The 12,946-nt window shown below is 74.3% G+C and carries 13 protein-coding genes; 11 read left to right on the top strand and 2 right to left on the bottom strand.

Annotated elements, in window-relative coordinates; all coding sequences use genetic code 11:
• Nucleotides 1–30 precede the first annotated feature (30 nt).
• The 9 genes from OG871_RS31540 to OG871_RS31580 all read left to right on the top strand — a co-directional run bounded on the left by OG871_RS31540 (nucleotide 31) and on the right by OG871_RS31580 (nucleotide 7,535).
• Complete coding sequence (locus tag OG871_RS31540; RefSeq protein ID WP_371501421.1) at nucleotides 31–867, top strand: ABC transporter ATP-binding protein; 837 nt, start codon at nucleotides 31–33, stop codon at nucleotides 865–867.
• A gap of 44 nt (nucleotides 868–911) precedes the next feature.
• Nucleotides 912–1,733: a shikimate dehydrogenase gene (locus OG871_RS31545; RefSeq protein ID WP_371501422.1), complete on the top strand. Its 822-nt coding sequence runs from the start codon at nucleotides 912–914 to the stop codon at nucleotides 1,731–1,733.
• A 250-nt stretch (nucleotides 1,734–1,983) separates the two neighbouring features.
• Nucleotides 1,984–3,168: a chorismate synthase gene (gene aroC, locus OG871_RS31550; protein WP_371501424.1), complete on the top strand. Its 1,185-nt coding sequence runs from the start codon at nucleotides 1,984–1,986 to the stop codon at nucleotides 3,166–3,168.
• Nucleotides 3,165–3,683: a shikimate kinase gene (locus tag OG871_RS31555; RefSeq protein ID WP_371501426.1), complete on the top strand. Its 519-nt coding sequence runs from the start codon at nucleotides 3,165–3,167 to the stop codon at nucleotides 3,681–3,683. The genes aroC and OG871_RS31555 overlap by 4 nt, the downstream gene beginning before the upstream one ends.
• Nucleotides 3,676–4,764, top strand: a complete 1,089-nt coding sequence (gene aroB / locus OG871_RS31560; protein ID WP_371501427.1) for a 3-dehydroquinate synthase — start codon at nucleotides 3,676–3,678, stop codon at nucleotides 4,762–4,764. The genes OG871_RS31555 and aroB overlap by 8 nt, the downstream gene beginning before the upstream one ends.
• Entirely contained in the window at nucleotides 4,761–5,201 is a 441-nt protein-coding gene (aroQ, locus tag OG871_RS31565) for a type II 3-dehydroquinate dehydratase (RefSeq protein WP_371501429.1), read from the top strand. Before aroB ends, aroQ begins: the two co-directional genes overlap by 4 nt.
• Nucleotides 5,202–5,303: 102 nt before the next feature.
• Nucleotides 5,304–6,062, top strand: coding sequence for an AAA family ATPase (locus OG871_RS31570; protein WP_371501430.1), 759 nt, complete (start codon nucleotides 5,304–5,306; stop codon nucleotides 6,060–6,062).
• 155 nt (nucleotides 6,063–6,217) lie between these two features.
• Nucleotides 6,218–6,649, top strand: a complete 432-nt coding sequence (locus OG871_RS31575; RefSeq protein ID WP_371501431.1) for a DUF3052 domain-containing protein — start codon at nucleotides 6,218–6,220, stop codon at nucleotides 6,647–6,649.
• A 79-nt stretch (nucleotides 6,650–6,728) separates the two neighbouring features.
• Nucleotides 6,729–7,535, top strand: coding sequence for an Fpg/Nei family DNA glycosylase (locus OG871_RS31580; RefSeq protein WP_371501433.1), 807 nt, complete (start codon nucleotides 6,729–6,731; stop codon nucleotides 7,533–7,535).
• Between the two features lie 20 nt (nucleotides 7,536–7,555).
• Here OG871_RS31580 and OG871_RS31585 read toward each other — a convergent pair whose 3' ends face one another.
• Nucleotides 7,556–7,993 carry a MarR family winged helix-turn-helix transcriptional regulator gene (locus OG871_RS31585; RefSeq protein ID WP_371501435.1) on the bottom strand — a complete coding sequence of 146 codons (438 nt, stop codon included), beginning with the start codon at nucleotides 7,991–7,993 and terminating at the stop codon, nucleotides 7,556–7,558.
• A 102-nt stretch (nucleotides 7,994–8,095) separates the two neighbouring features.
• On the opposite strand from OG871_RS31585, the gene OG871_RS31590 reads away from it, so the two are divergent.
• Nucleotides 8,096–9,025 carry a zinc-binding alcohol dehydrogenase family protein gene (locus tag OG871_RS31590; RefSeq protein ID WP_371501437.1) on the top strand — a complete coding sequence of 310 codons (930 nt, stop codon included), beginning with the start codon at nucleotides 8,096–8,098 and terminating at the stop codon, nucleotides 9,023–9,025.
• 45 nt (nucleotides 9,026–9,070) lie between these two features.
• On the opposite strand, the gene OG871_RS31595 is transcribed toward OG871_RS31590, so the two are convergent.
• Nucleotides 9,071–11,008: a Xaa-Pro dipeptidyl-peptidase gene (locus tag OG871_RS31595; RefSeq protein ID WP_371501438.1), complete on the bottom strand. Its 1,938-nt coding sequence runs from the start codon at nucleotides 11,006–11,008 to the stop codon at nucleotides 9,071–9,073.
• Between the two features lie 157 nt (nucleotides 11,009–11,165).
• Here OG871_RS31595 and OG871_RS31600 point away from each other — a divergent pair, with 157 nt between their 5' ends.
• The gene (locus OG871_RS31600; protein ID WP_371501439.1) at nucleotides 11,166–12,830 is read left to right on the top strand and encodes a peptide-N4-asparagine amidase; all 1,665 of its coding nucleotides are present in this window, start codon (nucleotides 11,166–11,168) and stop codon (nucleotides 12,828–12,830) included.
• Nucleotides 12,831–12,946 lie beyond the last annotated feature (116 nt).

The following is a 12,946-nucleotide window of genomic DNA, read 5'->3' on the forward strand; positions in this document are numbered from 1 at the left end:
CTGTTACCGTGCCGCCCGGAGGTGGTGCGGATGGCACACGAAGGAGACGGCGGCGCCGCAGCGGAGCAGGACCACCCGCTGCTCCACGCCGAGCACGTGGACGTCGTGCGCGACGGCCGCCACCTGCTGCGCGACGTGTCGCTGGCCGTACTGGCCGGGGAGCACTGGGCCGTGCTCGGCGCCAACGGCGCGGGGAAGACCACACTGCTCGCCCTGCTGGGGGCGGTCTCCCACCCGACCCACGGGCAGGTGCGGGTGCTGGGCCGGCAGCTGGGGCGGGTGGACGTCCGGGAGCTGCGCTCCTACCTCGGGCACGTCAACCCCCGGCATCCGCTGCGCTCTCCGCTGACGGTCCGGCAGGTGGTGCTCACCGGTGTCACCAACAGCATCGAACCCGATCCGCAGCGGCGGCCGACGGCCGGGCAGCTGGCCCACGCCGAGGCCCTGATCACGACGCTCGGCATCGCGCACCGGGCCGAGACGCCGTGGACCGTCCTGTCCCAGGGCGAGCGCGGACGGGTCCTGATCGCCCGCGCGCTGATGCCCGCGCCCCGGCTGCTGCTGCTCGACGAGCCCGCCACCGGGCTGGACCTGACCGCCCGCGAACAGCTCCTGGACAGCCTGGACGACCTGCGGCTGCGCCACCCCGAGCTGGCGAGCGTGCTGGTCACCCACCACCTGGAGGAGCTGCCCGCCAGCACCACCCACGCGCTGCTGCTGCGGGACGGCGAGTGCGTCGCCCGCGGGCCGGTCGACGAGGTGCTGACCACCGAGCTGGTCAGCGACTGCTTCCGGCACCCGATCCGGATCAGCCGGACCGACGGGCGCTGGACGGCCCGGGCGGCCGCCCGGACCCCGGCCCGCTGACGGCCGCTATCGTGGCCTGATCCACACGAGAGGTGACGAGGTTCGTGACGACGCACCACAGGGCCGCCGTACTCGGCTCGCCGATCGCGCACTCGCTGTCCCCGGCGCTGCACCGGGCCGGGTACGCCGCGCTGGGCCTGGCCGACTGGCGGTACGACCGCTTCGAGGTGGACGAGGCCGCGCTGCCCGGCTTCGTCGCGGGCCTCGGCCCGGAGTGGGGCGGTCTGTCGCTGACCATGCCGCTGAAGCGGGCGATCATGCCGCTGCTGGACGAGGTGAGCGAGACCGCCCGGTCCGTCGACGCCGTGAACACCGTGGTGTTCGGCCCGGACGGCCGCCGGCGGGGCGACAACACCGACATCCCCGGCCTGGTCAACGCGCTGGCCGAGCGGGGGATCGGGCGGGTCGGATCGGCCGCAGTGCTGGGAGCCGGGGCGACCGCCTCCTCCGCGCTGGCCGCGCTGGCCCAGATCTGCGACGGCGAGGTGACGGTGTACGTCCGCAGCCCCGAGCGGGCGGCGGAGATGCGCGCGCTCGGCGAACGGCTCGGGCTCGACCTGCGCACCGCCGACTGGGACCGGGCCGCCGAGGCGCCGGCCGCCCCGCTGACCATCTCCACCACCCCCGCCGGCGCCACCGACGCCTTCGCGGCCGCGGTGCCGGAGCGGCCCGGCGCGCTGTTCGACGTGCTCTACCACCCGTGGCCGACCAAGCTCGCGGCCGCCTGTGCCGAGCGCGGGGCCACCGTGCTGGGCGGGCTCGACCTGCTGGTGCACCAGGCGGTCCTGCAGTTCGAGCAGTTCACCGGGGTGGCCGCCGGTCCGCTCGCGGCGATGCGGGCCGCCGGCGAGGCCGCGCTGGCCTAGTCGAAAGCCCCCGACCTGACTGACATCCGGGCCCGGCGCCGGGCCGCGGATCCGGGAGATCCCGCAGGTCAACCATGGTGCCCGGAGACGAGGGGCGGACGTTCGATGTCCGCAACGCGGACCGTGCGCCCGGTCGGGCGCCAGACGTGAAAAGATCGGAGACGGACAGCGGCCCGGGCACTCGGGACCGCCGATGAGACGCCCGGCCCGGCCCGCAGCTGCGGTCCGGGCCGCTGACGAAGGAGCTCCGTTGGGTAGGTTGCGCTGGCTGACGGCGGGGGAGTCGCACGGTCCCGCTCTGGTCGCGACGCTGGAGGGCCTGCCGGCCGGTGTGCCGGTCACCACCGGTCTGGTGGCCGACGCGCTGGCCCGCCGCCGGCTGGGTTACGGCCGCGGTGCGCGGATGAAGTTCGAGCAGGACGAGGTCACCTTCCTCGGCGGTGTCCGGCACGGCCTCACCATGGGCAGCCCGGTCGCCGTCATGGTCGGCAACACCGAGTGGCCCAAGTGGGAGCAGGTGATGTCCGCCGACCCGATCGACCCCGAGGTCCTCGCGGGCCTGGCCCGCAACGAGGCCCTGACCCGGCCGCGCCCGGGCCACGCCGACCTCGCGGGCATGCAGAAGTACTCGATCGAGGAGGCCCGCCCGATCCTGGAGCGCGCCTCCGCCCGGGAGACCGCCGCCCGGGTCGCGCTCGGCGCCGTCGCCCGCTCCTACCTCAAGGAGACCTGCGGCATCGAGATCGTCTCGCACGTGGTCGAGCTGGCCGCCGCGAAGGCTCCGGCCGGCGTCTACCCGCTGCCCTCCGACGAGGCCCGCCTCGACGAGGACCCGGTGCGCTGCCTGGACGCCGACGCCTCCAAGCGGATGGTCGCCGAGATCGACCAGGCCCACAAGGACGGTGACACCCTGGGCGGCGTCGTCGAGGTGCTGGCGTACGGCGTGCCGGTGGGCCTCGGCTCGCACGTGCACTGGGACCGCCGCCTGGACGCCCGCCTGGCCGCCGCGCTGATGGGCATCCAGGCCATCAAGGGCGTCGAGGTCGGCGACGGCTTCGACCTGGCCCGGGTGCCGGGTTCGCAGGCGCACGACGAGATCGTCCCCACGCCCGAGGGAGTGCGGCGCACCACCGGCCGTTCCGGCGGCACCGAGGGCGGCCTGACCACCGGCGAGCTGCTGCGGGTGCGGGCCGCGATGAAGCCGATCGCGACCGTTCCGCGCGCGCTGCAGACCATCGACGTGCGCACCGGTGAGCCCGCCAAGGCCCACCACCAGCGCTCGGACGTCTGCGCCGTGCCGGCCGCCGGCATCGTCGCCGAGGCGATGGTCGCACTGGTGCTCGCGGACGCGGTGGCGGAGAAGTTCGGTGGCGACAACGTCTCCGAGACCCGCCGCAACGTGCAGGGCTACCTCGACAACCTGATCGTCCGATGACCGCTCCGGTGGTCGTGCTGGTCGGCCCTCCGGGCTCCGGCAAGAGCACGGTCGGGCGGCTGCTCGCCGCCCGGCTCGGGGTCGCCTTCCGCGACACCGATGCCGACATCGAGGAGCTGGCGGGCAAGCCGATCCCCGAGATCTTCGTGGACGAGGGCGAGCCGCACTTCCGCGAGCTGGAGGTGCGGGCCGTCCGGGACGCCGTGGAGAGCCACGAAGGCGTGCTGGCCCTGGGCGGCGGCGCGGTGATGGCCGAGGCCACCCGTGCCGCGCTGGCCGGGCTGCCGGTGGTCTTCCTGGAGGTGGCGCTCGGCGACGCCGTCAAGCGGGTCGGCCTGGACGCGCCGCGCCCGCTGCTCGCGATCAACCCGCGGGCCCGCTGGCGCGAGCTGATGGACGCCCGCCGCCCGGTCTACCTGGCGGTCTCCACCGCCGTGGTCGACACCGAGGGCCGGACGGCCGAGCAGGTCGCCGACGCTGTACTGGAAGCACTGGAGCTGAAGATCCATGAGTGACACCGTCACGATCCGCGTCGGCGGCAGCGCCGGCCACGACCCCTACGAGGTGCTGATCGGGCACCAACTGCTGGGCGAGCTGGCCCCGCTGATCGGCAACCGGGCCAAGCGGGTCGCGATCATCCACCCGGAGGCCCTGGAGGCCACGGCGGAGGCGATCCGCGAGGACCTGGCCGCCGAGGGCTACGAGGCCATCGCGCTGCAGGTGCCCAACGCCGAGGAGGCCAAGAGCGCCGAGGTCGCCGCGTACTGCTGGTCGGTGCTCGGCCAGACCGGCTTCACCCGCAGCGACGTGATCGTGGGCCTGGGCGGCGGTGCCACCACCGACCTGGCCGGCTTCGTCGCGGCGACCTGGCTGCGCGGGGTGCGCTGGATCGCGATGCCCACCACCCTGCTCGGCATGGTCGACGCGGCGGTCGGCGGCAAGACCGGCATCAACATCGCCGAGGGCAAGAACATGGTCGGCGCCTTCCACCCGCCCGCGGGTGTGCTGGCCGACCTCGGCACCCTGGAGACCGTGCCCCGGCACGACTACATCTCCGGTCTGGCCGAGGTCATCAAGTGCGGCTTCATCGCCGACCCGGCCATCCTCGACCTGATCGAGGCCGACCCGCAGGGCGCCACCAGCCCGGCCGGCCCGCACACCGTGGAGCTGATCCGCCGGGCCATCCAGGTCAAGGCCGACGTGGTCTCCGGCGACCTCAAGGAGGCCGGCCGCCGCGAGATCCTCAACTACGGCCACACCCTCGGCCACGCCATCGAGCGCAACGAGCGCTACAAGTGGCGGCACGGCGCCGCGATCTCGATCGGCATGGTGTTCGCCGCCGAACTCGGCCGGCTGGCCGGCCGGCTGGACGACGAGACCGCCGACCGGCACCGCGCGGTGCTCGGCTCGGTCGGCCTGCCGCTCAGCTACCGCGGCGACGCCTGGCCGAAGCTGCTGGACGCCATGAAGATCGACAAGAAGTCCCGCGGCGACCTGCTGCGCTTCGTCGTGCTGGACGGTCTCGGCAAGACCTCCATCCTGGAGGGCCCCGACCCGTCCCTGCTGGTCGGCGCGTACGCGGAGGTGTCCGGGTGAGCCGGGTCCTGGTGCTCAACGGCCCCAACCTCGGCCGGCTCGGCAGCCGGGAGCCGGACGTCTACGGCGCCACCTCGTACGCCGGCCTGGTCGAGCGCTGCACCGCGCTCGGCAAGGAGCTCGGCTTCGAGGTCGAGGTCAAGGAGACCAACTCCGAGCAGCAGATGATCGAGTGGCTGCACTGGGCCGCCGACCGCAAGACCCCCGTGGTGATCAACCCCGGGGCGTTCACGCACTACTCGTACGGGATGCGGGACGCCGCCGCGCAGCGGACCGCCCCGCTGATCGAGGTGCACATCTCCAACCCCTACGCGCGCGAGGAGTTCCGGCACAACTCGGTGCTCGCCGCGGTCGCCTCCGGCACCATCGCAGGCTTCGGCCTCGGCTCGTACGAGCTGGCGCTGCGCGCCCTCGCGGAGCAGCTCACCACGCGCTGACGTGCGATCATCGGCCCGGTGGCGGACTGTGCCCGCCACCGGGCCGACGTGTAGTGTCCCCGTCGGGAGGTGACCGTGACGCAGTACGCAGGGGGAGGACAAGTGCCTCCGCGACCGCTGGCGCCGCCGTACCCCGGCCGACCGGCGGGTCCGCAGTCCGGCCCGCAACCGCCGTACACCCCGGCGCGGCCGCCGCAGCTCGGCGCGCCGCACGCCGCCGCACCGCCCGGGGCGACCGGGCACTTCGTGCTGCCGACCGGAGCCCCCGTGCAGCTACCCGCGCACCCGCCGCAGCAGCAACTGCCCACCGGCCCGCTCGCGGTGCTGCTGATCGGTCCGGCCGGCGCGGGCAAGACCACCGTCGCCCGGCACTGGGCCGAGCGCCGGCCGACCGCGACCGCGCACATCAGCCTGGACGACGTCCGCGAGTGGGTGCAGGCCGGCTTCGCCAACCCGCAGTCCGGCTGGAACACCGCCTCCGAGGCGCAGTACCGCCTCGCCCGCCGGACCTGCGGCTTCGCCTGCCGCAACTACCTGGCCAACGGGATCTCCTGCATCATCGACGACGCGGTCTTCCCGGACCGCCCGGCGATCGGCCTGGGCGGCTGGAAGCGGCACATCGGACCGGGCATGATCCCGGTGGTGCTGCTGCCGGGCCTCGACTCGGTTCTCGCCCGCAACGCCCGGCGCAGCGGCAACCGGCGGCTCAGCGACGAGGAGGTCGCCCGGATCCACGGCCGGATGGCCGGGTGGCGCACCTCGGGGCTGCCGATCATCGACAACTCCCAGCTGGACGTCGGGGCGACCGCGGCCGCCCTGGACCGCGCGATCTTCTCCCGGCTGGCCGGCCGTCCGGTCTGACCACCCCGGACCGGCTCGCGGGCCGGCGCGGCCGAGCTCCCCGAGGCTGAAACGGTTTCATCCGATCGAGTGAAGTGACTTGTGCTTCCCGAGCATTCGGGCACCGGTCGGCGATGGTTGGCGGAAACCGTGTTCGGGTACCGAAGGAGACTGCGATGACGGCGACCGCCGACCAGGCCGAGGGTCGGACCAACCCGGCTGCCAGGCTGGGCTTCCAGCCCGGCGAGGTGGTCCAGGAGATCGGCTACGACGACGACTGCGACCTGGAGCTGCGCGAGGCGATCGAGGAGATCACCGGCCAGGACCTGGTCGACGAGGAGTACGACGACGTCGCGGACGCCGTCCTGCTGTGGTTCCGGGACGGGGACGGCGACTGCACCGACGCCCTGGTCGACGCGATCGGGCTGATCGAGGACGGCGGGGCGATCTGGCTGTTCACCCCCAAGGCCGGCCGCGAGGGCTACGTGGAGCCGAGCGAGATCAGTGAGGCCGCACAGACGGCGGGGCTGTCGCAGACCAAGTCGGTCAGCGTCGCCGCCAACTGGAGCGCCGCCCGGATGGTCACCCCCAGGGCCGCACGGAGGTAGTCCGGGCCGGGCTCCGGGTGTCGTACCCCGCTGCGATGATGGAGGCGTCGCACAAGGATCTGCCGAGGAGCTGACGCCCGTGCCCGAGGGCCACATCATCCACCGCCTGGCCGCCGAGAACTTCCGGACCTTCGGTGACCGCCCGGTCCGCGTCTCCAGCCCGCAGGGCCGGTTCGCCGACGGCGCGGCCCTGCTCGACGGCCGCCGCCTGGACGAGGCCGAGGCCCACGGCAAGCACCTGTTCCTGGGCTTCGGCGCGGACTGGCTGCACATCCACCTCGGCCTCTACGGCGGCTTCACCTTCGGGGCCGGCCCGGCGCCCGGGCCGGTCGGCCTGATCCGGCTGCGGATGGAGTCCGACGAGGCGTACGCCGACCTGCGCGGGCCCAACACCTGTGAGCTGCTGACACCGGCCGAGAAGGCCGCCGTGCACCGCCGCCTCGGCCCCGACCCGCTGCGTGCGGGCACGGACCCGGCGGCGGCCTGGCAGCGGATCTCCCGCAGCTCCACCACGGTGGCCGCGCTGCTGATGGACCAGAAGGTGCTGGCCGGGGTGGGCAACGTGTACCGCGCGGAGGTGCTGTTCCGGCTGGGCATCAGCCCGCACCGGGCCGGCCGCGACCTCACCAGGCCCGAGTGGGACGCGATCTGGGCCGATCTGGTGGCGCTGATGCACGAGGGCGCGGGAATCGGCCGGATCGACACCGTCCGCCCGGAGCACACCCCCGAGGCGATGGGCCGCCCGCCGCGGGTGGACGACCACGGTGGCGAGGTCTACGTCTACCGCCGCACCGACCAGCCCTGCCTGGTCTGCGGCACTCCGGTGCGGACGGAGGAGCACGCCGCCCGGAACCTCTTCTGGTGCCCGGCCTGCCAGCAGCGCTGACCGGCCCGCCGGGTCGAGGGTCAGTGCCGGCCGGCGATCAGCCGTTCCAGCAGTTCCCCGAGCAGGCGCTGTTCGTCGGGCCCGAGCGGGGCGAGCAGTTCGGCGTTGGCCGTCAGGCCGAGCCGCTCGCCCCGGCGGACCAGCTCCCGGCCGGCGGGGGAGAGGGCGAGGGCGTTCTTCCGGGCGTCCTTCGGATCCCGCTCGCGGGTGATCAGCTCCCGGCCCTGGAGCTCGTTGAGGACGCCGACCATGTCCTTGGGGTCGAGCCGGACGATCCTGGCCAGCTCGGCCTGGGCCAGCGGCCCGTACTCGGCGATCCCGCAGAGGACGGCGTGGTGCGTCATCCGCAGTCCGGCCTCGGCGAGGTGCTCGCCGACCAGGCGGTGGCCGACGGCGGCGGCGCGGCCGAGGAGCCAGCTCGGCAGGGTCTGGAGGCGGCTGAGCGCGGGATCTGCCATGGCAGGAGTCTAGTCCAAGAACCGTTGGACATCCCAACGGATCTGCCGCTACCGTTGGGTCACCCAATGAAACCGTTGGGGTGGCCAATGAACGGGGACGCCATGCGCAAGATCAGCCTGCACGCCTACCGGGGCCCGGCCGGACTCCGCCTCGCCGAGGCCCCCGAGCCGGTGGCCGGCCCCGGCGAGCTCGTCGTGCGCATGGAGGCCGCCGGGGTGACCCTCCCGGTGCTCAAGGTGCTGCGCGGCCACGGCGAGGCGCCGCTGCCGCACACACCCGGCGGTGACCTGGTCGGCCGGGTGGTGGCCGTCGGCGCGGGCGTCGAGGGGCACCGGGTCGGCGACCGGGTCGGCGGAGTGGCGTTCGAGGGCCTGTACGCCGACCTGGTGGCGGTGCCGGCCGCCCTGGTCGCGCCCGTCCCCGAGCAGGTGCCGGCGGCCGACGCGCTCGCCGTGGTCCGGGGCGGGGTGGTGGCGCTCGCCGCCCTGCGGGCCGGCCGTCTCGCGGCGGGGGAGTCGGTGCTGATCACCGCCGCCGCGGGCGGGGTGGGCCACCTCGCCGTCCAGCTGGCGAAGGCGCTGGGGGCGGGCCGGGTGGTGGCGGCCGCCGGATCCCCCGACAAGGCGGGCTTCCTGCGCGGCCTGGGCGCGGACCAGGTGGTCGGGTACGACGACCTGGACCGGATCGGGCCGGTCGACCTGGCGGTGGACGGGGTGGGCGGCGAGGTGGTGCGGCGGGCCGCCGGCGCGCTCGTACCGTTCGGGCGGCTGGTGGTGAACAGCGGTGCGGGCGGCACCCTCGACGCGGGCGCGCTGCTGCGCGGGATGCACACCGCCGTCGGGCTCTCGATGGCGCAGCTCGCCCGGCTGCGGCCCGAGCTGATCGAGCGGTACCGCGCCGAGCTGTGGGAGCTGCTCGCGGCGGGCCGGATCCGGCCGCGGTGCGTGGTGCTGCCGCTGGCGCAGACCGCCCGCGCGGTCGAGCTGCTGGAGAGCCGCGCCAACCTCGGCAAGGTGGTGCTGGTGCCGTGAGGCCGGGCCCGTCCGGTCGTCCCGGCCGGGCCCGGCCGTCATGGCCTAGCGGAACGTCCAGGGCCGGGCCGCGGTGCCGGCCGGGCCGGCCGTCAGGGCGGGCAGCTCGGCACCGTTCCCGGGTGTCGCCTGCGGCGGCAGCGGGCCCGGGCCGCCCACCAGTGGCAGCCGGAGGAAGGAGCGGGCCAGGTCGAGGCCGACGGTCGGCCGGGTGGACGGCGGGTCGATCAGCCCGTGGTCCGTCCCGGCGACGATCAGGGCGAGCCGGTGCCCGGTGGGCACCACGTGGTCCGTCCCGGCCAGGTCGAAGGTGATCGGGTAGGCCGTGCCCGGGGTGAGCGTCAGCGACCTGTCCAGCCCCGCGTAGTGCCCGAGGTCGGCCCAGCCACGGCTGAACACGGTGGCGCCGACCTGGGCGGTGTCGGCGGCCGTGTCCAGGAAGCAGGCGCTGTCGCCCGCCGTGCCGTCACCCCAGCAGGAGCGGCTGCCCAGGGTGGTGATGCCTTCGCCCGAGGCCTGGTAGTCGCGGATGGTCGCCGGTCCGAGGTCGACCAGGACGGCGCTCAGCCGGGCGCTGCCGGTGGACGGTGTGGCGGTCAGGGTGACGGATCCGCCGCCCGAGACGCGCAGCGGTGCGGTGAGCGGGCCGGTGGTGAAGACGGTCTTGTCCGGGGTGCTGCGGTCGGCGTCGGCCGCCCAGGCGTTCTCGTCCCGGGCCGGGTTGTCGGTGAAGCCCGCGGTGCCGCCGCCGGCGGCCGTGGTGAGGGTGCCCGGCCTGAGGCCGAGCGTGCTGGTCACCGTGCCGGGCGCGGGCCAGGCCTGGTCCTGGGTCCACTGGTCGGGTGCCCGCTCGACGTCGGCTACCGGGCCGTTTCGGACGCCGTTGTCGATCCCCAGCAGATAGTGGTCGAACCAGGCGTGCAGGGTGTCCACCCAGGCGCCGCGCCGGAAGTCGAAGGGGTCGACGTGGCCGGTCTGGGAGAGCCAGATCCGGCGCTCGACGCCGGCCTGCGCGAGTGCGGACCACCACTGGGAGAAGTGGATGTCCCGGACGTTGAGGTCCTGCAGCCCGTGCACCAGGAAGACGCTGGCGCGGACCTTGGCCGCCGAGGCGACGTAGTCCCGCTGCTGCCACAGCGCCGTCCAGCTGCCGTTGGACGGCGATCCGGCGGCGAGCTGCTTCTGCACGGCGGCGCAGCGCGCCCGGGTGGCGGAGGTCTCCACCAGGCCGGCCAGGTCGGCGGGGGTGCCGCTGTAGAGCGGGGCGCCGTCCGAGCGGTAGTAGTCGTACCAGGAGCTGATCGCGGAGATCGGTACGACGGTCTTCAGGCCCGGTACGCCGGTCGCGGCGACGCCGTTGGCGATGGTGCCGTCCCAGGACTTGCCGATCATGCCGACCGAGCCGTCGGCCCAGCCGGGGGTGACGGCGCTGCCGCCGGTGCGGGCGCTGTAGCCGCCGGCGCGGCCGTTCAGCCAGTCGACGACGGCCTTGGCGGAGGTGATGTCGGCGGGGCCGCCGACGTCCACGCAGCCGTCGGAGCGGTTGGTGCCGGAGAGGTCGACCAGCACCACGGCGTAGCCGCGCGGGACGAAGTAGTTGTCGTAGAAGAGCGGGAACCCGACGGGCCTGCCCCGGGTGTCGTAGGTCTTGAGCTGGCTCTCGTTCCCGCGGCCGCAGCAGGAGTAGTACGGGCTGGCGTCCATGATGGCGGGGATCCGCCGGCCGGCGGCGGCCGGTTCCCGCGGGCGGACGATGTCGGCGGCGACCCGGTCGGTGCGGCCGTTGCCGTCGCCGTCCAGGCCGGTGTCGACCCAGACCGTCTCCCGGACGGCGTCGGCGTAGGAGTAGACGGGTTGGCTGGCGCCGTCGCGGACGGCGGCGGGGGTGCCCGCGTACGCGGCCGCGGGGCCGAGCAGGGTCGCGGCGAGGGCGGCGAGGAGGGTTGTGACGGTGGCGAACAGGCGGGTTCGGCTGGCTATCACAAGGCCTGAAGGTAGTTCTGACGGTCGTTCACCAGAAGTCTTTTGACGAGCGGCGGTCAAGATTTTGCCGAGGGGTTCGCGAGGCCTACTTGACCTATTCATGCCATCGTCGGGAGGATGCCTCGACCGCGCCCGGCAGTGCAGAGAGGCTCCCGCGATGGCCGACCGACCCCTGTTCCGCCGCGCGGCACGGCTGTTCGCCGCCGCCCTCACGCTGGCCGCCACCCTGCTCTGGGCCGGCCCCGCGCACGCGGACTTCGGCACCGACTACCACGACCCGTTCACCGCGGCCCAGCCGCTGACCAGGCCGGACACCCCGTCCTGCAGCGTCGAGCTGATGCGCGACCAGCCGTTCAGCAACGGCTACGGCAACCCGCCGGACACCCCGTACGCCACCACCCTCACCCCGCCGGCGGGCTGCCGCGGGCCCTGGGCGGCCGTGGTGCTCGACCTGCGCGGCCAGGTGAAGGGCCGCCAGTTCGACCGGCTGTTCACCGTCCGGATCGGCGGGGTCGAGGTGCTGCTGTCCTCCACCCCCGAGCCCTCGGCGGACGGCATCGAGTGGACGCTCGAACGGGACGTCACCCGGTACGCCCCGCTCTTCGACCGCCCGCAGCCGTTCGCCTTCGACCTGGCCAACGTCACCGACGCCACCTACACCGGCGTCTTCCGGATCACGGCGACGCTCACCTTCTACACCGCCTCGGCCCACCGTCCCGCGCCGGAGACCGCCGACCGGCTGCTCACCACCGGGCCGTTCGGCCTGACCGGGGCCGCGCCGTCCGCCACCGTTCCGCTGACCTTCCCGCGGAACCTGGAGCGACTGACGGCCGAGGTCTACACCCGCGGCGGCGGCGCCTGTGAGGAGTTCGCCTACGCCTCCGCCCCGGAGGAGTTCGTCCGCGCCAACCCGGGCCTCGGGCTCTGCGGCAAGGGGCCGTTCCGCGAGCTGCGGCTGTCGGTGGACGGCCGGGCGGCGGGCGCGGTCTGGCCCTACCCGGTGATCTACACCGGCGGCTGGGATCCGCTGCTGTGGCGACCGACCCCAGCAATCGCCGCCTTCGACCTGCCCGCCTACCGGCTCGACCTGACCCCGTACGTCGGGCTGCTGCTGGACGGGCGGCCGCACAGCGTCGGCATCGCCGTGAACGCCGCCGAGAGCCAGAGCAACGACCTCTGGAGCGGCCAGGTCAACCTCTTCGCCTTCACCGACCACGGCCGGGCCCGGACCGAGGGCGGGCTCACCGACCACCGGGTCGCCGAGGAGGCCGCCGTCTCGACCGCCCTCACCGACCAGGGTGGCGGCAGCGGCCACTGGACGGTCACCGCGACCCGCCACGACGCCGCGCGCGGCTGGGTGCAGACCTCGCACGGCCGGATCACCACCGAGGTGCGGGACGACCTCACCTTCTCCTCCGATCAGCAAGTCGCCTCCGGTGGGAACGAGTTGACCCTGCGCAACCGGACCGACCTGACCCGGTCCACCGCCACCCGCGGCGGCGGCCTGCCGCACACCCGGACCACGCACGAGAGCGATCCGCTGGACGTCGACTACCGGTACACCCGTGACCCGGCCGGCAACACCGACCAGCGGACGGCCATGGTGCTCGGCCGGCAGCAGCAGGAGACCCTGCGCCTCGGACCACTGGTGGTGGCCCGCTCCGACGTCGACCACAGCTACCGCCCGACGGCCCACCGCCACGACGGCGACGCCACCGTCCGGACGGCCGAGGCGGTCGAGGACTACCGCTCCAGCGGCCCGGACGGCCGCTACCACCGGACGGTCTCCACCCGGGACGGCTGGCCCGTCAATCCCTCCTGACGCCACCTCAACCCCTGGAGGATTCAGGGGAGTTCTCCACCCCGGGACGGAGGGGAAGCCACCCGGTCGGCGGACGACGGGAGGGGGCCGGGGGTGCGACGCTCGGACCCGGGCCG

Origin of the sequence: Kitasatospora sp. NBC_00374, assembly GCF_041434935.1 — a bacterium.
Lineage (GTDB): Bacteria > Actinomycetota > Actinomycetes > Streptomycetales > Streptomycetaceae > Kitasatospora.

Excerpts from the sequence above, each read along its gene's own strand:
- OG871_RS31540 (WP_371501421.1), top strand. The coding sequence starts at position 31 with ATGGCACACGAAGGAGACGGCGGCGCCGCAGCGGAGCAGGACCACCCG.
- OG871_RS31555 (WP_371501426.1), top strand. The coding sequence starts at position 3,165 with ATGACCGCTCCGGTGGTCGTGCTGGTCGGCCCTCCGGGCTCCGGCAAG.
- OG871_RS31585 (WP_371501435.1), bottom strand. The coding sequence starts at position 7,993 with ATGGCAGATCCCGCGCTCAGCCGCCTCCAGACCCTGCCGAGCTGGCTC.
- aroB (WP_371501427.1), top strand. The coding sequence starts at position 3,676 with ATGAGTGACACCGTCACGATCCGCGTCGGCGGCAGCGCCGGCCACGAC.
- OG871_RS31590 (WP_371501437.1), top strand. The coding sequence starts at position 8,096 with ATGCGCAAGATCAGCCTGCACGCCTACCGGGGCCCGGCCGGACTCCGC.
- OG871_RS31600 (WP_371501439.1), top strand. The coding sequence starts at position 11,166 with ATGGCCGACCGACCCCTGTTCCGCCGCGCGGCACGGCTGTTCGCCGCC.
- OG871_RS31575 (WP_371501431.1), top strand. The coding sequence starts at position 6,218 with ATGACGGCGACCGCCGACCAGGCCGAGGGTCGGACCAACCCGGCTGCC.